Origin of the sequence: Companilactobacillus jidongensis (assembly GCF_003946575.1) — a bacterium.
In the GTDB taxonomy this organism is placed as follows: domain Bacteria; phylum Bacillota; class Bacilli; order Lactobacillales; family Lactobacillaceae; genus Companilactobacillus; species Companilactobacillus jidongensis.
In genome coordinates this window covers 74,998-94,679 of the sequence record NZ_RHOP01000008.1, presented here as the reverse complement: position 1 = coordinate 94,679, position 19,682 = coordinate 74,998, and the positions used below count along the sequence as shown (strand labels likewise).

Annotated in this window: 22 protein-coding genes; 7 read left to right on the top strand and 15 right to left on the bottom strand. The window is 36.3% G+C overall.

Going from position 1 to position 19,682, the window contains the following annotated elements; genetic code table 11:
• Position 1 precedes the first annotated feature (1 nt).
• The 3 genes from sdaAB to EKM68_RS06840 form a co-directional block, all read right to left on the bottom strand.
• Positions 2-673 carry an L-serine ammonia-lyase, iron-sulfur-dependent subunit beta gene (gene sdaAB, locus EKM68_RS06850; RefSeq protein WP_125589147.1) on the bottom strand — a complete coding sequence of 224 codons (672 nt, stop codon included), beginning with the start codon at positions 671-673 and terminating at the stop codon, positions 2-4.
• A 137-nt stretch (positions 674-810) separates the two neighbouring features.
• Entirely contained in the window at positions 811-2,022 is a 1,212-nt protein-coding gene (locus tag EKM68_RS06845) for an amidohydrolase (RefSeq protein WP_125589145.1), read from the bottom strand.
• 15 nt (positions 2,023-2,037) lie between these two features.
• The gene (locus tag EKM68_RS06840; RefSeq protein WP_125589143.1) at positions 2,038-3,219 is read right to left on the bottom strand and encodes an MFS transporter; all 1,182 of its coding nucleotides are present in this window, start codon (positions 3,217-3,219) and stop codon (positions 2,038-2,040) included.
• A gap of 297 nt (positions 3,220-3,516) precedes the next feature.
• On the opposite strand from EKM68_RS06840, the gene EKM68_RS06835 reads away from it, so the two are divergent.
• A complete protein-coding gene (locus EKM68_RS06835; protein ID WP_164509375.1) occupies positions 3,517-4,728 on the top strand; it encodes a GGDEF domain-containing protein in 1,212 nt (403 codons plus the stop codon).
• A gap of 79 nt (positions 4,729-4,807) precedes the next feature.
• On the opposite strand, the gene EKM68_RS06830 is transcribed toward EKM68_RS06835, so the two are convergent.
• The 6 genes from EKM68_RS06830 to EKM68_RS06805 form a co-directional block, all read right to left on the bottom strand.
• On the bottom strand, positions 4,808-6,235 hold the full coding sequence (locus EKM68_RS06830) for a C69 family dipeptidase (protein WP_125589139.1): 1,428 nt from the start codon (positions 6,233-6,235) through the stop codon (positions 4,808-4,810).
• A gap of 99 nt (positions 6,236-6,334) precedes the next feature.
• The gene (locus tag EKM68_RS06825) at positions 6,335-7,741 is read right to left on the bottom strand and encodes a C69 family dipeptidase (RefSeq protein ID WP_125589137.1); all 1,407 of its coding nucleotides are present in this window, start codon (positions 7,739-7,741) and stop codon (positions 6,335-6,337) included.
• 94 nt (positions 7,742-7,835) lie between these two features.
• Positions 7,836-8,324, bottom strand: coding sequence for an isochorismatase family protein (locus EKM68_RS06820; protein ID WP_125589136.1), 489 nt, complete (start codon positions 8,322-8,324; stop codon positions 7,836-7,838).
• An 80-nt stretch (positions 8,325-8,404) separates the two neighbouring features.
• Positions 8,405-8,683, bottom strand: coding sequence for a hypothetical protein (locus EKM68_RS06815; protein WP_125589134.1), 279 nt, complete (start codon positions 8,681-8,683; stop codon positions 8,405-8,407).
• A gap of 117 nt (positions 8,684-8,800) precedes the next feature.
• Positions 8,801-9,223 (bottom strand): arsenate reductase (thioredoxin), encoded by a 423-nt coding sequence (arsC, locus tag EKM68_RS06810; RefSeq protein WP_225422974.1) that lies wholly within the window; start codon positions 9,221-9,223, stop codon positions 8,801-8,803.
• Between the two features lie 12 nt (positions 9,224-9,235).
• Complete coding sequence (locus EKM68_RS06805) at positions 9,236-10,240, bottom strand: NAD-dependent epimerase/dehydratase family protein (protein WP_125589130.1); 1,005 nt, start codon at positions 10,238-10,240, stop codon at positions 9,236-9,238.
• A 92-nt stretch (positions 10,241-10,332) separates the two neighbouring features.
• On the opposite strand from EKM68_RS06805, the gene EKM68_RS06800 reads away from it, so the two are divergent.
• Together EKM68_RS06800 and EKM68_RS06795 are read left to right on the top strand one after the other, a co-directional pair.
• Entirely contained in the window at positions 10,333-10,980 is a 648-nt protein-coding gene (locus tag EKM68_RS06800; protein WP_125589128.1) for a TetR/AcrR family transcriptional regulator, read from the top strand.
• Positions 10,981-11,048: 68 nt separating this feature from the next.
• A complete protein-coding gene (locus EKM68_RS06795) occupies positions 11,049-12,077 on the top strand; it encodes an LCP family protein (RefSeq protein WP_191987375.1) in 1,029 nt (342 codons plus the stop codon).
• Positions 12,078-12,164: 87 nt separating this feature from the next.
• Here the strand turns inward: EKM68_RS06795 and EKM68_RS06790 are convergent, their stop codons facing one another.
• Complete coding sequence (locus EKM68_RS06790; protein ID WP_125589126.1) at positions 12,165-12,488, bottom strand: thioredoxin family protein; 324 nt, start codon at positions 12,486-12,488, stop codon at positions 12,165-12,167.
• Between the two features lie 172 nt (positions 12,489-12,660).
• Here EKM68_RS06790 and EKM68_RS06785 point away from each other — a divergent pair, with 172 nt between their 5' ends.
• Complete coding sequence (locus EKM68_RS06785) at positions 12,661-12,933, top strand: metal-sensing transcriptional repressor (protein WP_125589124.1); 273 nt, start codon at positions 12,661-12,663, stop codon at positions 12,931-12,933.
• Between the two features lie 110 nt (positions 12,934-13,043).
• On the opposite strand, the gene EKM68_RS06780 is transcribed toward EKM68_RS06785, so the two are convergent.
• From EKM68_RS06780 to EKM68_RS06765, 4 genes are all read right to left on the bottom strand, one after another.
• Positions 13,044-13,991: a DMT family transporter gene (locus EKM68_RS06780; protein WP_125589122.1), complete on the bottom strand. Its 948-nt coding sequence runs from the start codon at positions 13,989-13,991 to the stop codon at positions 13,044-13,046.
• 63 nt (positions 13,992-14,054) lie between these two features.
• Entirely contained in the window at positions 14,055-14,888 is an 834-nt protein-coding gene (locus EKM68_RS06775; protein ID WP_125589120.1) for a methyltransferase domain-containing protein, read from the bottom strand.
• A 98-nt stretch (positions 14,889-14,986) separates the two neighbouring features.
• On the bottom strand, positions 14,987-15,688 hold the full coding sequence (locus EKM68_RS06770) for a VIT1/CCC1 transporter family protein (RefSeq protein ID WP_125589118.1): 702 nt from the start codon (positions 15,686-15,688) through the stop codon (positions 14,987-14,989).
• Between the two features lie 16 nt (positions 15,689-15,704).
• Positions 15,705-16,403 (bottom strand): VIT1/CCC1 transporter family protein, encoded by a 699-nt coding sequence (locus EKM68_RS06765; RefSeq protein WP_125589116.1) that lies wholly within the window; start codon positions 16,401-16,403, stop codon positions 15,705-15,707.
• Positions 16,404-16,634: 231 nt separating this feature from the next.
• On the opposite strand from EKM68_RS06765, the gene EKM68_RS06760 reads away from it, so the two are divergent.
• A complete protein-coding gene (locus EKM68_RS06760) occupies positions 16,635-17,093 on the top strand; it encodes a Fur family transcriptional regulator (RefSeq protein WP_125589114.1) in 459 nt (152 codons plus the stop codon).
• A 56-nt stretch (positions 17,094-17,149) separates the two neighbouring features.
• Here EKM68_RS06760 and EKM68_RS06755 read toward each other — a convergent pair whose 3' ends face one another.
• Positions 17,150-17,431 carry a hypothetical protein gene (locus EKM68_RS06755; RefSeq protein WP_125589113.1) on the bottom strand — a complete coding sequence of 94 codons (282 nt, stop codon included), beginning with the start codon at positions 17,429-17,431 and terminating at the stop codon, positions 17,150-17,152.
• A gap of 145 nt (positions 17,432-17,576) precedes the next feature.
• On the opposite strand from EKM68_RS06755, the gene EKM68_RS06750 reads away from it, so the two are divergent.
• Both EKM68_RS06750 and EKM68_RS06745 read left to right on the top strand, forming a co-directional pair.
• Entirely contained in the window at positions 17,577-18,275 is a 699-nt protein-coding gene (locus tag EKM68_RS06750; RefSeq protein ID WP_125589111.1) for a response regulator transcription factor, read from the top strand.
• Positions 18,265-19,662 carry a sensor histidine kinase gene (locus EKM68_RS06745; RefSeq protein ID WP_125589109.1) on the top strand — a complete coding sequence of 466 codons (1,398 nt, stop codon included), beginning with the start codon at positions 18,265-18,267 and terminating at the stop codon, positions 19,660-19,662. Before EKM68_RS06750 ends, EKM68_RS06745 begins: the two co-directional genes overlap by 11 nt.
• The last annotated feature ends 20 nt before the right edge of the window (positions 19,663-19,682 follow it).

Below are 19,682 nucleotides of genomic sequence, written 5' to 3'. Positions count from 1 at the left end.
CCTATTCAAAGAAAGTAACATTGTCCATGTATTTCAATGAACGTAATTCTTCTAAAATTTCTTTTTGATCTTGTTTATCATCAACTTCGATAATCATAATGGCCTTCTCACCCTTTGATTCGCGAGTAACCGTCATAGTACCGATATTGATATTTCGCTTGGTGAACGCTTGAGTTACTTTGGTGATCATCCCGGCAACATCTTGATGAACCGTGATATACGTAGGTGTTCCCATACTTAGTGAAATTTTGAAACCATTGATTTCAGAAATCTGAATATTTCCGCCACCAATTGAAATACCAGTAACAGTCAATTTGTGATCACCTTTGATCATTGTGATCTTAGTTGTATTTGGATGATCAACTTTGTCACTCTTAGGAACGAAGGCTACTTTGATGCCATCTTCATAAGCAATCTTTAAAGAGTCAGCTAAACGTGGATCATCAGGCGTCATCCCTAATAAGCCGGCGACTATCGCAACATCGGTTCCGTGTCCACGATAAGTTTTTGCGAATGACTCATACAAATCAACTGTAATTTTTTCTGGCTTTTCGCCAAAAATATCATGAACGACCTTTCCAATTCTAGCGGCTCCAGCTGTATGTGAACTGCTAGGACCAACCATGACTGGTCCAATTATGTCAAAAACACTGTTAAAACGTAAGTCTCCCATAATGTGTACCCCTTATTAATTATCTAATTTGAATACTACACGACTTCTGTAAACAAATCATTTAATTATCAAAAATAATTTAGATTGTATTTCAGAACAACAGCCCTCACCAAATGGCGAGAGCTGCTTCAATTAATTTAATTGTTTAATAAATCTAATGTTGCAGCACCAACAGCTTTAGCAGTTAATCCTAAGGCTTTTTCGTTGGCAATGAATTTAGGACTGTGGTGTGGATAGAAGACCCCATCATCTGGCATCTCTCCAACAAACATATATGTTCCTGGAATATTCTGTGTGAAGTAAGCAAAGTCTTCAGAAGCTGATTCTCGACCTTCGAAGTCTAGGTGTTTGATTTCTTTGATACCACCGTTTTCCAAACTCTTTTGAATTTTTTCAGTTAATTCTTTATCGTTATTCAAAACAGGATAATCATTATTATAGAAGAGATCAATCTTAACATCGAACATGATCTCCATACCCTTAACAAGATTCTTAAAATTCTTCTCAACTACTGCACAAGTTTCATCCTTCATGAATCTAACGTCACCTTCAAGGAAAACAGAATCCTTAATAACGTTGAATGAACCGCGACCATCGAAGTTACCGATTGTTAAAGTAGCCATGTCAAAAGGATTAACACGACGTGAAACAATTGTTTGAGCAGCTGTAACAAAGAATGAAGCTGCGACATTGGCATCATTAGCCAAATGTGGAGCTGAACCGTGACCACCCTTACCGTGGATCGTCATCTTGAAGCTCGAACGACCTGCCATTACTGGTCCAGTTGTACATTCAACCGTTCCATAAGGAATTGGAGCCCACATGTGAACACCAAGAATGGCATCGACACCATCAAGTACACCTGCTTCGATCATACCTTGCGCACCACCAGGAGGAGTCTCCTCTGCTGGTTGGTGAACAATCTTGATTTTTCCAGTTAGATCTGAACGCATCTCATATAATGATTCAGCTAAAATCAACATGTAAGCCGTGTGTCCATCATGTCCACAAGCATGCATTGCACCTGGATTAACTGAAGCATAAGGCAAACCAGTCTCTTCTTGAACTGGTAAAGCATCAAAGTCAGCACGTAGAGCAATTGTTTTGCCAGGATTGCCTGTATCGATCGTAACAACTACACCATAGCCATCGCCAAAGTTGTCCTCCACTTTAACGTCCATATCTTTGTAAAAATCAGCAATGTACTTACCTGTTTCTTTTTCTTCAAAAGACACTTCTGGATGTTGGTGTAAATAGTGTCTGATTTCGATCATCTTATCGTGTTTTTCATCGATTAATTTATAAAGTTTATCCTTTACCACTTGGTCTTCTAATGTATATTCTGTCATAGATATCTCTCCTTTTTAATCCTTAACTAATAAGGTTCCAAATCCACCTATCAAAATGGATACTGCTAGAAAAATGAATCCAATCGAAAAACTACCGCTAGCGGCTTCAACCAGAGCACCAATTATCATTGGAGCTAGGAATCCACCTAAAGTTCCACCAGTGTTGATAACTCCTACTGAAGAACCAATAATTTCCTTTGGAAAAATATATTGTGGCCATGTAAAAGTTGCCGTAAACGCTGAGATGGTAAACATTCCAATCAAGGCAACCAAAACCAATGAAATAGTTACACTATTTACATGAACCAAAGTATAGATTGAAGCGGCCGAAACAATGGAACAAATAATAATGAATACCTTTTGTTTACCGACAAACCATTTTGACAAGATTACTCCCGTCAAAAAGCTACCAATAACTTGTGAAACTGAATTAACGGCTAGAATTGCTCCAGCGGCTCCTAAAGATAGAGAATAGGTTCTGGTCAAATAACTTGGTAGCCAAGACATTGATCCGTAATATGTAATATTCAATAGCAACATAATTACAAACAATTTCAAAACATTAACATTCTTAATAACTTCAGCAAATGATATCTTCTTAGTATCCTGCTTTATTAACTTGGTATCCTTAGGTAATAAGAACAAAATACAGAAGAAAGCTACCAAGAATAGTGTTCCCAACATAAAGTAACCGTAGCGCCAATTCATCGAGATAATATTGGCTCCCAGTGTAAAGGCTAGGATTCCACCAATTCCTGATGTCGTTAAAATACCAGATTGAACCATGACACGCTTTTTCTTGTCAAAATTTTCCGCAACTGCCTTAGAACAAGATGACGGATAGCCGCCATGTCCTAATCCCGCACCGAATCGAATCATCACGAATAACATTAAGCTGCTGACAAAACCAAACATATACGAGAAGAATGAAATAATTGCTAAAGAAATCAGCAAAACTTTTTTTGCGCCAATTTTATCAGCCAACCAACCTCCAGGTATTTGTAAACATGAATATGCTAAGAAAAAGGCACTCATGATCAAACCTGTCTGAGAAGTCGAAAAATCAAATTGTTTTGCAATAGGAATAATTGCCGTGGATACCATGTTCTTGTCCATATAAACCATGGAGTAACCAGCCATTAGGGCAACTATTACCTTAAAGTCTTTTCCGGAAAAATTGCTTGTTTTTTCCTCCATAACATCACCTACACTTATTTTTTTGAAACGTTTACAAAAAACATGCTATCACAAATATTTTCAAATAAATATAATTAGTGCACCAATTCACAATAAATTAGTGAATTCCCTATATTTTAAAAAAAGTATTGTCTTATAAGCGTTGGTATGCTTGACTTTTATGAACTTTGCTTTGCTTTTTTATTTATCAAATATCTAACAAAAAAATAAATGTCATATCATATGTTTTCAACACTCACAATGTCACTTATTAATGCTAAAATAAATATATTAATAACTGAGAAAGTAAGTAAAAGTATGGCAAATTTCGTTAAAAATTATTTAACCTCAACCGACCTTGTGGTTATTCTAATAACGGTCGGTTTAATAACGGTAATTACTTTGGTTGCATATACACTAGAGAAAAAAGTTAGTAAGGCTTCGCCATTTTTCATTCGTTTAGGTGAACATATAATCGAAAGTGCCCTTTTAGTTATCAGTATTTTGGTACTGCGGCAAGTTTTCACTACGATCAATGGCGGTCACTTCATGACTGACGCTTGGTTATATGCCAATGCACAAATTGCAGTGTCTTTCTTCGGAATACTGATACTAAATAATCGTTTAGTCGAATTATTGACCTTAGCCTTTCCTTTTTTATACAATCCCGCCTTCAACGTACCTCGTTTTAGCGGACCATATCTGACGTATTTTTTTGCAATTTTCGTCGTACTTCTGATAACTGTTGATTATGCTTACAGTCATAAAGATGAAATGCTGATATCCAACTACAAATATACGGTTGCACAGACAATTTATGCTTTATGCTGGTGGTCAATTCTTTGGATAGATTACCAATTTAATCCTTACAAAATCATTATTTCAATGGTTTTCTTCGAAATATTCATGGTAATAATTCGAATAACCGAGAAGAGACTTCGTCTGTCGTTCGCTGACTTCAAAGATCTAGAGATCAAGGCGAACTACGATGCACTTACTGGTGTAAGAAATCGTTCATCATTGAATACTACTTCTAAAGAAATATTTGAAGAACAATCCAATACAGATGCGACGCTAGCTGTAGCGATGTTTGATATTGACCACTTCAAAAAATTCAACGATACTTATGGACACGAAATTGGTGATGAAGTACTTCGTCACGTAGCTCATTTGGCTGAAAGAGAATTAATGACTACTTGTAATGAAAAGGGCGCAGGTCAACTATTCCGGTATGGTGGTGAGGAGTTTATCATTATCTTCAACGGTGCCACTGCTCAACAAGCCGCCGAAGTCGTGTATGATATTCGCAAAACTTTAAAAGACATCCCTCTATTCATCAATGGCGCAAAACTAAACGTTACGTTATGCTTTGGAATTACTTCCTTAAAGAAGACTGATAAAACTACTAAAGAGATTTTTGAACGAGTTGATAAGTACCTTTATCAATCAAAAAATAATGGGCGTAATCGTGTCACCGTTGAAGGTGACACTTACACTTATGACAATTTAAAAATTGCTTTTGAGGCATAATAAAAGCCACCCGATCAATAGATCAGGTGGCTTTTTGATTCAGCTTAAACGAGCTACGAAAGCCAAATTTCTGTGCTCTCTATAAATTTGGATCCATCTTAAATGTCAACTTAGACAATTCGGCGCCTTGTGTAACTAACTCGGCTAGTAATGTCTTTGTAGCGTCATTATAATGTGTCGCTATTTCATGATTTTGTGTTGTTAGATAGTCTGTTAGTTCTGAATCAGACATTGTAACAGCTTTTTTGTCGACTGTTTCAATCTTTCTACGAGCCCATGCCGATAATTCTTTTTGATAATCAATGTCAGCTTGAATGAAGTCAGCATAATGTGATTCAACAATCATGGCCAAGGCCTCATACATCCAGTAGGCACTCTTTAGATTCATCTTTTCTGTTAATTCCCGATATGATTCATCAGTATCATTAGCATTAGTAAAGAATGGCACATGTGGACAAAATGTTGGAATACCAAAACCTAACCATTGAACGCCAGCAGCACCATTATTATCTGAATCACGCATTTGTAGAATATGTGAATTAGCAGTACGTGATAAGGAGATGGCACGGTAAGTCTTCTTATCATGTTCACTACCGCTACCTAATGGATCATATTTTGTTTCATTATAATGTGACTTCAAAATATATTGAATGTCTTCAACTGAGATTTTACGTTCAGCTTTGCGAATAAATGGTAGCTCTGGTGACTCAGGGTCTTGTTCAATACTTGGATTCAAATATCTTTGCGCAAACCAAACACGTGGTGTGTTGTAATGGTGGTCTTTTTCAGTATCTGTACCAAAAATATGTCTGAAGTCCCAACGGCCTTCATCTGGATTCAATCCATTTGCTTCAACAAATTCCTGGATTCCATCTGCCCACATATAATTTTTGGAGTCATTGAAATCAATATCTTCAATCGCAATTTGGTTAGCAGCAACAGCATAACAGTCATCTGGAATACGAACAGCTACCCATTGGTGCCCTGTGACAATTTCCATATACCAAACTTCATTATGATCGTTGAATTGAATTCCGTTACCTTCAGCCGAACCGTATTTTTTGACCAATTCACCTAAATAACGTACACCATCACGAGCTGATTTAATAAATGGCAATACCAGAGTTGTTAAAGAATCTTCAGCCAAGCCATCTTCAATATATGGATCATATGCTAAGACACGCTCATTGGCGTAAACACTCTCGGTAGCACTTTCCCCAACATTTAATTCGTTGAAGCCGTCCTCTTCGTTAGGTCCTTCACTCTGATCAGCATTAGGTGTTGAAGTATAGCGGTAACCACTTGCTGGCAGTGGAACAGTTAATTTGTTATAGGCTGAGACGTATGTTTCTTTGCGGCCCGAAACAGCTGGTTGAACGAAGAAACGTTTTGGATGAATAGCAACAACACGATCTTCGTTTCTGGAAATGTAAGTTGCGCCATCCATTGAAGCCTTCTTACCAACCAAAATTGAAGTACATGCTGATAGTTCAATACGATCTGTCATTTTTATCCCCCTAATTTTCGTTTATTAATATAATTATACTCTTAGATGCTAGATGTTTGATATCCGAAACGAGTTCCGAAAATCGAGTTCCTCCACTCTTTATAGATTTGGATCCATCCTGAAATTAAGCTTTGAAAGCTCGGCACCTTCTGTCACTAATTTACCCAATAATTCTTTGGCCTTGTCATTATAGTATGTCGCAATCTCGTGGTTTTGTTTCGTTAAATAACCAATTAATTCAGTTCCTGATAAGGATTCTGATTCATCTTCAGCAGCATCGATCTTTTCTCTAGCCCATTGTGACAATTCTTTTTGATAGTCTAAGTCTTCTTCAATAAATTCCGCATAATGTGTTTCAACGACCATCGATAAGGCTTCATAGATCCAATAAGCATCTTTCAAATTCATCGAATCTGAGATATCACGATAAGTTGCGTCAGTATCATTAGCATTAGTAAAAAATGGAACAAATGGTGTGAAACTAGGAATACCAAAACACTTCCACTCGACACTTAACTTGTCATGGTTCAATTGTAAAATGTGTGAATTGGCAGTTCTTGATAATGCAATTGAACGATAGCGTTTTTTATCATTTTCACTGCCACTACCTAATGGATCAAATTGGGTCTCATTATAGTGAGACTTCAGAACATACTGAATATCTTCAACTGAAATCTTTTTCTCTGGTTTACGTAAAAATGGTAACTCAGGTGACTCGGGATCCTGTTCAATACTTGGATTCAAATATTTCTGAGCAAACCAGACACGTGGTGTGTTGTAATGATAATCGGTCTTAGTATCGGTACCGAAGATATGTCTGAAATTAAATTTACCTTCATCAGGATTCAAATCATGATCTTCAACAAATTTTTGAATTCCTGCTGACCACATATAATTATCTGACTCACCAAAATCAATCTCTTCAATACCAATTTGGTTTGCTGCGAAAGCATAACAGTCATCTGGGATACGAACGGCTACCCATTGATGACCTGTAGCAATTTCCATATACCAAATTTCATCATGATCACTGAACTGAACGCCATTGCTCTCAGCTGATCCATATTTGGCGACCAAATCGCCCAATTGCTTAACACCTGCACGTGCTGAATCAACATACGGCAAGACTAATGTCGTGATTGAATCTTCAGCGATACCTTCAGGAACTAATGGATCGTACCCAAGAACTTTTTCATTACCATAGACACTTTCAGTAGCACTCATGGCAACGTCCTTCTCATTAATACCGTCTTCCTCGTACAAACCTTCAGTTGTATTGGCGTCAGGTGAAGTTGTGTATCGATAACCATTTTCTGGCAGTTTCTCAGTTAAATCATTATAAAAAGATTTATATGTTTTTTCTTGTCCAGAAACAGCTGGTTCTACATAGAACTTTTTCGGATAAATTGCGACATAATTATCTTCGTTTCTGGCAATATAAGTGCTGCCATCCATCGCAGCCTTCTTACCTACCATAATTGATGAACATGCTGAATGTTTTTGCATAATCCAATCCCTCCAGATCAAGACTTAATACTATCCTCAATATAGATGAATCGCTTACAAAAAGAAACCCCACAAATGTGAGGTTTCTTTAATTTTATACGAAAGTAAGAAATCTTTTATCCCAAATATTCTCATAAAACTCGATCGTATTTTCGGCAGACATATAATTATTATCATAAGTCGAAGTCATATCGTGTTTCATGATAATTTTATATCCTAGTCCATGTGCCATCTTGATGGTTGCATCACAACAGATTTCAGTTTGCACTCCACAGAATTCAATTGTGCTCAAATTGTTCTCTTGTAACAAATTATTCAAGTTTGTTCTATAAAAAGCATTTGCATGCGTTTTTTCAACGACCATATCGTCATCATTGATGTCCAATCCTTTGGAAAATTGCCATAAGTCACTGCCTCTAACAACATCTTGGTCATTATGTTGAACAAAAATAATTGGCAAATTGGCAAATCGATAAGTATCGATTCTCTTATTAACAGACTTCAAAAGTCCATCGTAATTATAACTATATTTCAAAGCATTTTGCATATCGATAACAACTAATACTTGTGCTAATTTTGACATAATGTCATCCCCTTATTCATCTATATAATAACAAAAATTCGAACAAAAAAACCCCAAAACAGTTGGAGTTTTTTTAGGAACTAGACGCTCATTTTTAGAGGTAAGAATTTGATAATGTACTTGTTAGGATCTACCCGTGAATCAGATAGGGCTCTAACCAGATCTCCCTCTTTATAGTCGTTGAGATGTTTGGCATTTAATGTCAAAGTATTTTTGATCTTATCGTGACTCCATTTACCCATTTCTTCCAATTGTGGATAGTCAACTGGATTGAAATTAGTTGGTTCAGAAAAGATCACCTTGACCTCCAACGCATCGACGTAGTCCCTAATACTTCTAATTACGTTTTTGTTTGTCAAAAGATCATCTCCCCATAAAATAATTTCTGCAAACGTTTTCACATCTCACCTATATAATATCACTCCTGAGAAAAACAAATAACCCCATTTGTGACAAAAGTAACAATTTTTCTTAAATTAATTAACTATAATATGGGTATTTTCACTGAAGCTAACAATTTTTCTCTCTATCTGGTTACGAACTTCACGAAATACACGCATAACCTCTTCTTCACTACCAGTAGCTTGAGCTGGATCAGGTAAGCCCCAATGTAAGTGAGTTACTCCTTGCGGTACCATAGGACATTTGTCTTTGGCATCCCCACAAAGAGTTACAACAAAATCACAACTATTAAAGTAATCTGTATCAATCAACTTTGAGGTGTTATTTGAGATATCAATATCGACTTCTTTCATACTTTCGACCGCACGCGGATTCAATCCGTGGACTTCAACACCAGCACTACGAACCTCCCAGTTTGGTAAATATTTTTTGGCTAACCCCTCAGCCATTTGTGAACGACAGGAATTACCTGTACAAATAAAGTAAATTTTTTTCAAAGTCATTACCTCCTATAATAAGTTTAAATCTATCATAGATTGCGCTGAATCAATAACAGTTTGTGCTGGTTTATGTTGTTTCCAACCTAAATCCGTCTCAGCCAGCTCTGTAGAGTGATGATACTTACGATCTAGCATTGGAACCAACGCTCTTAACCCAGGGACAAATTTAGACGTAATTCTAACTAATGAATTGGGGGCCACTCTTGTTGTAATACTTAAATTTGGAAATTTATTTTTGTATATCTGTGCAATCTGTAGCATCGTCAAGGACTGAGAAGCTGCTAAATAACGCTGTGAAATAGCCTTATCAGACTCAAATGCCAATCGATGTAGATTGGCCAAGTCACGAACATCACTGATTTCCATTGGTACTTGGGGAATAGCTGGTAATCCTTTGAGAATTTGTCTTAAAATTCCATTTGAACTCATTGTCTGTTCTGACATAATCGGACCAAAAATAGCGCCTGGTAAGATAGTTGTTAATTCAAGATTGTTTTCTTTAGCAAAATCCCAAGCAGCTTCTTCAGATCTTACTTTGGAAATTCGATAAGGATCCAGCTCAGGATTGTTCACATCTGTCCAGAAACTCTCATCCAAAGTAACATCACCTACGGAATTCTTCGGTGTCGATACAGCTTGCGAACTGGTCATAACTACTCTATTAACTCCTGCCTCTTTGGCAGAACTCAAGACATTCAATACACCATTTTTGGCGACACTTGTAAGTTCCTCAACCGATTCAGTCCCGTGCCCCATTGGTGAAGCAACATGTATTACACCATCTGTATCTGAAATAGCTTCAACCCAGCCAGCTTTACTAGATAAATCAGCTTCAAAAAATGACAAATTATCTAATTCAGACTTACTTACATATTTTTCAATATTATTATAAATGGCCTCTGCTTTCTTCATTGAACGCAAACTACCTTTAACTGCATATCCGTTCTTCAAAAATTCAACAATGACCCAACCGGCAACAAATCCTGATGCTCCTGTAACAACAACTTTTTTCATTTTAATTGACCTCTTTTTTAAATTAGACAAATAATACAATTTTATGTCTAATTTGTAAAGCTTATAGTATAATTATTTTTAGAGGTAAGCAAATGGACAAAAGAGAAGAACTAATAATTAAGTTAAATCACATTATTTTAATTAAGGGATTCCAAAAATCATCGATGGCTACCCTTGCCAAAAATATTGGTATAAGTCGTGCGTCATTATATTTGTATTTTAAAAACAAAGATGAAATAATTCAGGCGGTAGTAAATCGTCATCTTGAATTTATAAAGAATAATCAATTCAACGACACTGATAATCCTGATGATCTTACCAAAGCGTTACTTAATACAATGTTACTAACTGGTTCCTCAACGACTACTTTTGAAAATGAATTACGCGATGCGTATCCGCAATTATTTGTGGAATTTCAAAATAGTTATGAAGACTATTTTAATAAGTTCTCGTCGTTTTATAAGAGTATGCAAAAAAAGAAATATTTTGTAGAAAATATTTCAGCAGAATTCGTTGTCTTTCAAAACAAAGCAACTATCAATGAAATCTTGAAACAAACGTTAAATGACAAATTAGCCATTAACCATGCTGAAAATTTTTTGAATGAATATTTTATCTCACAGTTGAATAGCATCGTTGAACCAGTCACTAGAGAACAAATGAATCTTCAAAAAATTGAAGGTTTCAAGAAATCTATCATAACTGAATTTCGAACCACTTATTCTCTTTCTTCTAGATAATTACTTTACATTATTAAGTACTTATGATTAAAATAGATACATCACAAATGTATCTTTTGGAGAAATCAATGAAAATTTTTAAACGTATAGTTATTGGACTAGTTGCTATCTTGGTCGTAATCGGAATTGTATTAGGTGTTTATGTATACCAAGGTAAAAAAGCTCTTGATTCAATCGATAATAATCAGAATAGCGTCTCAAAGAAGATCGACGAAGGAAAACCAATCTCAATACTGTTATTAGGTGCAGACACTGGTGCCGACGGTCGAGTTGATCGTGGTAACTCTGACACTATGATGATAGTCACTCTAAATCCTAAGACAAAATCATCCGTTATGTACTCAATCCCTCGGGACACCATGGCTGAAATTGTTGGTGCTGGAAAGAATAAAAAGGACGTTCAAAAAATTAATGCGGCCTACAACATCGGTAAGGCTACGATGGCCAAAAATACTGTCGGTAAGTTACTTGGTATAAACGTTGATTACAGCGTAGCAATCAATATGGCTGCACTCGAAAAAACCGTTAACTTTGTTGGTGGTGTAACAGTTACTACACCTATTAAAGTTAGTTTTGGCGGTGTAACCATCCCTAAGGGAACTCACCACTTAAATGGTAAACAAGCATTAAGTTACGTTCGAATGCGTTATGAGGATCCGCGTGGTGATTATGGTCGTCAACTTCGTCAACAGCAAGTTTTGAAGGCAGTGGTCAAAAAATTACAACAACCAAAATACTTAGTTAAGTTACCTAGCTTGATCACTAAGTTAGGTCCAGACATCAATACTGATTTAACTGATGGTCAAATGGAAAGCTTTCCTATTAAATACCACAGTGCAGGCAAACATATGACTTCGTTACAATTACAAGGACAAAACGCTTGGATCAATGGTAGTTCATACCAAATCTTATCAAATAGTACACTACAAAGAGCTTCTGATAAATTGAGAGCTAACTTAGATTTAAAGCAACAAAAGTTAAATAATACTGAAACCCAATTGAATAAGCTCAATACAGGATTCTTCAATAATCCTGATAGTACAGATTATGATACTAATGGGCTTGATACCACCTACTACACTAATAATACGTACTAAAAAATCCCCGTATTTACTAAAATACGGGGATTTTTTACGTTATGCTCAGAAGCTAAACGTGTTTTGCCACGCGCTCTTTGCCTCTTGCTACATATACTGTTCCAAAGCCGCACGGAACTTAGCCTCTGGTTGATAACCAACCATACGACCAACAACGTTTCCATCTTTTTTGATAATAAAAGTTGGAATACCCTGGATACCAAAGTTATTTGGTGTCTCAGGATTATGGTCAACGTTCATTGATGTAAACTTGATCTTATCACCTAGTTCATCATTTGATGACAACTTCTCAAGAATAGGATTCATCATTTTGCATGGAGGACACCAGTCAGCGTTAAAATCAGTGATTACTAGACCTGTTTTTGTTTCATCGTTATAAGTCTTGTCAGAAATTTCTGTGATATTACTCATATTAAATACCCCTTATGATTTACTTTTAACTTCAACAATTAATATACCCCCTGGGGTAAAATATATCAATTAATTTGATTCCAGTGTGATAGAGATATTTAAACATATAATTTGAGGTACACTACCCGGCCGGGTATAATATGGTTGATATTAATTAATTAGGAGGCCTCATATGTCTCAAACTGAAGAAGAACAACTTGCCAGCAAACGCATCACTAGCCAAATCAAACGATCCCGTGGTCAACTCGATGGGATCCTACATATGATGGAAGAAGGACGGCCTTGTGATGATGTACTGGTGCAGTTATCCGCTGTTAAGTCTGGCGTTGATAAAGCTATGAAACTGGTCATTGCTCAAAACATTCGCAAAAATGTTAATTGTGTTGATGAACAACAACTCAAAGATTTGCAAGATTCATTAGATTTAATGTTAAAGACAAAATAAGTAGCTCTCAAAACTGCATTGTAAACGCGCAAAAAAACACAACTTCCCCCGTTTAACTACAAAAAATCCTGTATTTACATAGTAAATACAGGATTTTTTCACGCTCTCTTTTAGTTAGCTTCGTTTGATTCATTTTGTTCTTCATCGACTTCTTCTTGTTCTGAGCGTTCAATCGTCTTTGTTGGCAAAGCTTGTAAAAACGTAGTGGATAGAATCAAAACTCCACCAATAAGCTGTACCAAAGTAAACGGTGTACTTAGCAATGTCACGGACAAAATCGTTGCCGTTAAAGGTTCAAATGAGCTGAGCATACTAGTCGTACTTGGCGATAGATCTCGCAAACTACTTAAGTAGAATAGATAAGCAAACATCGTTCCAAAAATAATTATAAAGAGAATACACAAGATTCCCATCAAATTAAGCTTTGGCACTGGTTTAGTAGTAACTTCGCCAATAAACGAAAAACTACTAATCAGCATTGCCCAACCGACAACTGAACGAGCATCGTATTTCGTCAGTAATCCTCGTGGTAACAACGTATAAGTTGCTGAAGCAATACCTGACATAACACCCCAGAATAGTGCCAAAGGTGATAGAACTAATCCGTTTAAATTACCATTAGTCACCAACAGAAAAGTTCCTATCAATGCCAATATCACTGAAATAACGTCCGTTCGCCGTGGTAATTCTCGATTGGCAATCGTTAAATACATAATAATAAACAATGGTCCCAAAAACTGTAATACCGTTGCCGTTGGCGCATTACCATAATTGATTGCCAAGAAGTATGTCCATTGAGATGGTAACACTCCTAAGAATGCAAATAATATCAGCATGATCCAAGAAGATTTTTTCTTCCAAATATCAAATACTGAACTGCCCGACGTCATTCCATACCAAATCAATAATAGCAATCCGGCACTAAACAAACGAATTCCAACTAACCAATTTGGCGAAACGTGTAACCCTGAGAACAAATATTCTGCACTGGTTCCGGAAGCTCCCCAAAGTATTCCTCCGGTTATAACAAAGAAGAGCCCTCTCTTTTTATTTTTCATCCATAATCCCTCACTAACAACATTGACTATTATGGACCTTATTAACTCATTTTTTCAATGCTGTTAGGCTTTACCAATCAAAATCTTGGAATCAACGGTAATGTTCTTAACATCTGTCCAATCAATTTTTTCGGTATCAACATTAAATAATAGTGGTGTCATTTGAATGAAAGCATCGCGAACTCTTTCTGATACTTCGTAAGTCTTAGTCGCATCAATCTCATCAATAACAGTGAAATGTTCTTCAAAATAATCGAGCACCTTTTTATTAGAATAACTATCGCTACGCAAGTATGCACTAGCCTTTTGACGTAACTCGATCACATGATTTTCTCCAGGAATAACTTTGATCAAATAACCATTATCTGTCAAAATACGATGGAATTCATTGTAATTAGCCGGTGAAAAAATATCCAAAATGCAATCCATGCTATTATCTTGCATCGGTAACTGTGCCAAATCACCAACAAACCATTTCACGGTATTATCAGTATCTTGACGTGCTGCCTGTTGTACTGAATCCTTAGAAATATCAAATGCCAAAACTTGTTTTTGAAGTGCTTGCTTTATTTCACGTGAATAATAACCTTCACCACATCCAGCATCTAGAATACTGCCCACTGGTAGCCCTGTGATGATATCTATCAATTTACTCAAGATATGATCATACAAACCATCCTTTAGTATCAATCCACGATTTTCAAAATTCTCTTTATCATAATTTTTTTGCTGCTTCATATTCAATAAAAAGTTAACGTAACCATACTTTGATATATCAAAGTTATGGTTGTTGATACATACAAGACTTGTATCTTGTAACTCTAATTTTTCCTTGCAAATAGGGCAACTAAAAAAAATGTTACTGTTTTCAAATCGTTTGATCTTTTCTTTATTCATTTATATTTACCGTTTCTAATTAGTCTTATTTCAGTCTATCACACAGAACAAATAAAAAAGGATTCCGATTTCTCGAAATCCCCACCCTATTTCATCTTTTATAACATAAGACCAACTGAATAGTGAATAATCATCGTAATAATACCAACAATAACGTTTCTTATAATAGCGGTCTTAACTAACCCATCGCCTAGTTTAGCACTCAAAAATCCTGTCAAAGCTACTGACAAAGTAACCGCCAGAATAGTTCCTGGCCACTGCATTGATACTGGCAATAACGTCATGGCAAACAGTGGAAAAATCCCACCAGAAGCAGCAGCAACTAGTGAAGAAAAAGCTGCATCCCAAGGATTCATATAGTGTCCAAGGTCTAGATCATATTTAACTTTAACTACTGTACCCAAAGCATCTTTTTTCATCAATTCTTCAGCAATTTCAGTAGCCGTTTGAGCAGTAACGCCACGTTCCACATAGAAGTCAGCAACTACTTGAACCTCATCTTGATAATTAGTCTTAATCAATTCACGTTCTTTTTCAATAGCTGCTTTTTCTGTATCCTTTTGGGAGCTGACTGAAGCATATTCGCCAGAAGCCATTGAAAAAGCACATGCTAGAAGATCAGACAAACCGGCGATGAAAATTGTAAATTGATTAGTTGTCGCAACGGCTACTGAAAATAAAACACCAACAACTGTTAGAATTCCATCATTGGAACCGAGGACACCGGCCCGAAGCGTATTAGAACGTTCGGCCATAGTCTTTTTTTGTTTTTTTGGTTTTGGAACGTTGATAGCCTTCATCAAATTTGTCACTTCCTTAATGTGCGAATAATGAACCTATTAAATAAGTTACGATCATGGTTAGTAATCCTGAAACAACATTTCTAAATACTGCCTTTGCCCTATTTGCATCTCCCAGTGCAGCAGCTGTGTATCCTGTAATGGTTAATGCAATAACAACCGCAATGACCGTCGCAACTAGTTTGATATTGGCTGGAAATAATGTAATTGATAGCAATGGAAGTATCGACCCTGTAGGAAATGAAATCATGGATGCCATTGCGGCAGCAATTGCACTCGTGTGCTCTTTAGGATTGAATCCAAAACGTTCACGAACTGCTACATCTAGTGGATCATCACTCATCATTTCTTTAGTGGCTTTTGATGCTAAACCCTCTGAAATACCGGTAGCATGATATTTGTTCTTGATGAAATCAAATTCTTGATCATAGTGTCCATCCAGTGCCGCTGACTCTCTCTCAATAGCGCGACGTTCACTGTCACGTTGCGTGCTAACAGATACCCATTCACCCATTGCCATAGATATTGTTCCGGCAAGCATTCCGGCAATACCAGCTAGGAAGATGGCATAATTGCTACTTTTTGCACCCGCAACACCAATAACGATACCGGCAACTGAAACAATTCCATCATTGGCACCCATAACACTGGCACGCATGACATTGATTTTTTCAGCTAAACTTTTAGTCTTCTTGATTTTTTGTGCTTTTTGCATTTTCCTCGCCCCTTATTTCGATCACTCTATGTTGTAATCATTTCTAGTTTGGAATGATCCTCATTTGCTAACGAATACATCATAATACTTTTTTTAAAAAAAGTAAAACCATAAACTTCTTTGCATACAATCCATCCAAGTGGAAAATAATTGATATTTTTATACCATGGGGTTTATAATTACTTTGTAATGATTCCAACATAGGAACTCTTACAGAAAGGAAGATTGCTTATGGCTAATAATTCTGTCATGGAGGATACGCTTAAAGTATTAAAGGACCACAAGTTACGTGTTACTCCCCAACGTCATATTATTTTGGCATACCTTGCCAGTCATCATAATCATCCTACGGTTGAAACTATCCGTGATGGTCTAAGCAAAGAACTTCCAAATATGGGTTCATCTACCATTTACAACACTCTCAATACTTTTGTAGAACATAGACTGGTTGTAGAATTGCAAAATGGTGATGGCAGTACTCACTATGATTATTTTGGAACGCCACATTACCACGCAATATGTACGAATTGTGGTAAGATTGTTGACGTTACGTATCCCGGATTTAGTAAAGACGAAAAAACACTAGAAGAAAGAACTGCTGATATTTCTGGATATATGATTTCTGGCAATCACATGGAAGTCTATGGATTGTGCCCCGAATGTCAGGTTAAATTGGGTGTTAAAAAATAGAAAATGATACAAAAAAAGAAGTTGCCCCTCAAATGAAATGAGCGAGCAACTTCTTTTTAATTATGAATTCCAAAATACATTGCTAAAACAATATTCAATACCCATATGAATATTGAAAGGCCATAGAACCACTTCATTCCTGTCGTATATTGATTAAAGTTGTGTAAAACAACACCCTCACTGTGTAGTTGAAATAAACCGATAAAAAGCATTATTGGAATAAAGAAAAGCATACCGACAAGTGATATTGTTAAATAATTGAAATTTTTTAATTGGATTCCTAAGATAAGAAGAATGATTAAAATAAATACTGGTAATAATGCCATTATTCGTTTCATATTATTTTCCCTTCCATTATGGTACTTAAAGTATCCCATTACTCTCCAACAACACATAACAAAAGGATCATTTAAATTAAAATATATTTCAATAAAAAAATTATCAATTATAATGAATACAACGAATACCTTTCAGGAGGTCCCAATGAAAAATACTATTTTAATTGTCGAAGATGAATTAAGTCTCTCAAGTTATTTAACAAAAGAATTACAGTTTGAGGATTTCAATGTTGTTGTTGCTAATGATGGTTTGGAAGCGATGGACAAATACGAAGAAAATCAGAATGAGTTACTACTTATATTATTAGATTGGATGTTGCCAAAGTTGGATGGTATGGAAGTCTTACGTCGAATTCGCAAACACGATCAAGTACCAGTCATTATCATGACCGCACGTGACTATGTTGGTGATAAAGTTGCTGGGCTCGATAACGGTGCTGATGATTACATAACTAAACCCTTTGAAATCGAAGAATTATTAGCTCGCGTCCGCGTCATCCAAAGACGAATCGAACAAATGACGGAACCAGATCAAACTTACCAACTATCTGATTTGACACTAAACACAAAGTCTCATCAAGTAGTAAGAAATAACGAAAACATTCAGCTTACACGTCGTGAATATGACCTATTACTCTTCTTCTTGCAACAAGTTGGTAAAGTCTTCACCCGTGATGAATTACTCGACAACGTTTGGGGTGAAGACTTTCTTGGCCAACAAAATGTCGTTGATGTCTACGTCGGTTATTTGCGTAGCAAGATCGATGGTAAAAATAATCAGCCACTGATCCAGACAATCCGCGGTGTCGGCTATTCGATTGAGGATACCGCGAATGAACACTAAAAATCATGGCAAAACACTTACTTACGAGCAACTGATAAATCAGGCCATCAACCGCTTAGTTGTCATCATTACCTTGTCCATCAGCCTAATAATTCTAGTTACAGTGGGATTCCAACAGGCATCGTTCACTTCTCATGACGCTCAAGGTCTCATGACAAGTTTGAATCGTTCTAACATCGAAAGTATTCCAAGTTTCATTCAATGGAATAATGAAAATGAACGGCATACTAAGCAAAACTCTTTTATTCGTGTCAAAACCAAAGATAAATCAGTAACAGCTGCATCATTAAAACAAGAACGAGTTATTATGACTTCTCCTTCTTCCAAAAGATTTCTTTCTAAAAAACAATACCGTGTCTTCTTTTCAAAAGACGTCGTCTATATCCCACAATATGGATTATTCCTCTATTACCAACAACAAAATAATTCGACAACTTATCAACTTTGGGTCAGCTTAAATAATCTTATTAGACGTTTAGTTTTGTTATTGATTATAATCAGTATCATTGTCTTCGTAACCCTTGGATTTGGTACATGGTGGGCTCGAAGATTAGCTCAGCGACTCAGTGCACCAACACTAGAACTGGTTGGTGAAACTAAAAAGACGACTCAAAATTTGGATGTCAATCAACCCACATTAAATGTTCCCAAAAGTCCAGTAGAGATCAATGAATTAGGAAATTCTTTCAATGAATTGCTGAAGGTTCAAAATGATCGCTTAGCTCGTGAAAAACAGTTTGTTTCTGATTCTTCACATGAGTTGCGGACTCCCATCGCTGCCATTAGAGGAAATATTAATTTGATCAAACGCCGCGGTGACAAGCATCCAGAAGTTATTCCTGAATCACTGGATTTCATCGATGAAGAATCATTGCGCATGCAAAACTTGATTGAAAATCTTTTGCACCTATCACGTGCCGATAAATCTGAAATCGATTTGACTGAAATAAACTTATCAGAATTAGTTGAACAATTGACAACTCATTATCAGAATACAATTCCGCAAAAACTAAATACGGAAATTGAATCTGACCTGCAAGTTCGGGGCAACGAAGACATGATCCATCAACTTACCATTGCCTTGTTGGACAATGCCAGCAAATACTCACCCAACGATATGCCAATAACATTAGGTGTTCATAAAACTAAACATGGCATCGAATTAAGTGTTGCTGACTTAGGTATTGGCATTCCTGATGATAAAAAAGCCAAGATTTTTCAAAGATTCTATCGTGTTGATGAATCGCATTCTACGGAGATCAAAGGCAGTGGTCTCGGTTTGGCAATTGTTTCAAAATTAGTAATCCTAAATAATGCACAAATTGAGGTTAACAATAACGAACCTCAGGGAAGTGTATTCACAGTTACATTTAAAGCACTTGACTAAGATCAGCCAAGTGCTTTTTT

Bases quoted from the DNA above. Each gene is read 5' to 3' on its own strand.
- EKM68_RS06830 (WP_125589139.1), bottom strand. From the start codon at position 6,235: ATGACAGATCGTATTGAACTATCAGCATGTACTTCAATTTTGGTTGGT.
- EKM68_RS06765 (WP_125589116.1), bottom strand. From the start codon at position 16,403: ATGCAAAAAGCACAAAAAATCAAGAAGACTAAAAGTTTAGCTGAAAAA.
- EKM68_RS06820 (WP_125589136.1), bottom strand. From the start codon at position 8,324: ATGTCAAAATTAGCACAAGTATTAGTTGTTATCGATATGCAAAATGCT.
- EKM68_RS06835 (WP_164509375.1), top strand. From the start codon at position 3,517: ATGGCAAATTTCGTTAAAAATTATTTAACCTCAACCGACCTTGTGGTT.
- EKM68_RS06840 (WP_125589143.1), bottom strand. From the start codon at position 3,219: ATGGAGGAAAAAACAAGCAATTTTTCCGGAAAAGACTTTAAGGTAATA.
- sdaAB (WP_125589147.1), bottom strand. From the start codon at position 673: ATGGGAGACTTACGTTTTAACAGTGTTTTTGACATAATTGGACCAGTC.
- EKM68_RS06790 (WP_125589126.1), bottom strand. From the start codon at position 12,488: ATGAGTAATATCACAGAAATTTCTGACAAGACTTATAACGATGAAACA.
- EKM68_RS06800 (WP_125589128.1), top strand. From the start codon at position 10,333: ATGGACAAAAGAGAAGAACTAATAATTAAGTTAAATCACATTATTTTA.
- EKM68_RS06770 (WP_125589118.1), bottom strand. From the start codon at position 15,688: ATGAAGGCTATCAACGTTCCAAAACCAAAAAAACAAAAAAAGACTATG.
- EKM68_RS06825 (WP_125589137.1), bottom strand. From the start codon at position 7,741: ATGCAAAAACATTCAGCATGTTCATCAATTATGGTAGGTAAGAAGGCT.
- EKM68_RS06805 (WP_125589130.1), bottom strand. From the start codon at position 10,240: ATGAAAAAAGTTGTTGTTACAGGAGCATCAGGATTTGTTGCCGGTTGG.
- EKM68_RS06750 (WP_125589111.1), top strand. From the start codon at position 17,577: ATGAAAAATACTATTTTAATTGTCGAAGATGAATTAAGTCTCTCAAGT.
- EKM68_RS06785 (WP_125589124.1), top strand. From the start codon at position 12,661: ATGTCTCAAACTGAAGAAGAACAACTTGCCAGCAAACGCATCACTAGC.
- EKM68_RS06755 (WP_125589113.1), bottom strand. From the start codon at position 17,431: ATGAAACGAATAATGGCATTATTACCAGTATTTATTTTAATCATTCTT.
- EKM68_RS06745 (WP_125589109.1), top strand. From the start codon at position 18,265: ATGAACACTAAAAATCATGGCAAAACACTTACTTACGAGCAACTGATA.
- EKM68_RS06775 (WP_125589120.1), bottom strand. From the start codon at position 14,888: ATGAATAAAGAAAAGATCAAACGATTTGAAAACAGTAACATTTTTTTT.
- EKM68_RS06845 (WP_125589145.1), bottom strand. From the start codon at position 2,022: ATGACAGAATATACATTAGAAGACCAAGTGGTAAAGGATAAACTTTAT.
- EKM68_RS06795 (WP_191987375.1), top strand. From the start codon at position 11,049: ATGAAAATTTTTAAACGTATAGTTATTGGACTAGTTGCTATCTTGGTC.
- EKM68_RS06780 (WP_125589122.1), bottom strand. From the start codon at position 13,991: ATGAAAAATAAAAAGAGAGGGCTCTTCTTTGTTATAACCGGAGGAATA.
- EKM68_RS06760 (WP_125589114.1), top strand. From the start codon at position 16,635: ATGGCTAATAATTCTGTCATGGAGGATACGCTTAAAGTATTAAAGGAC.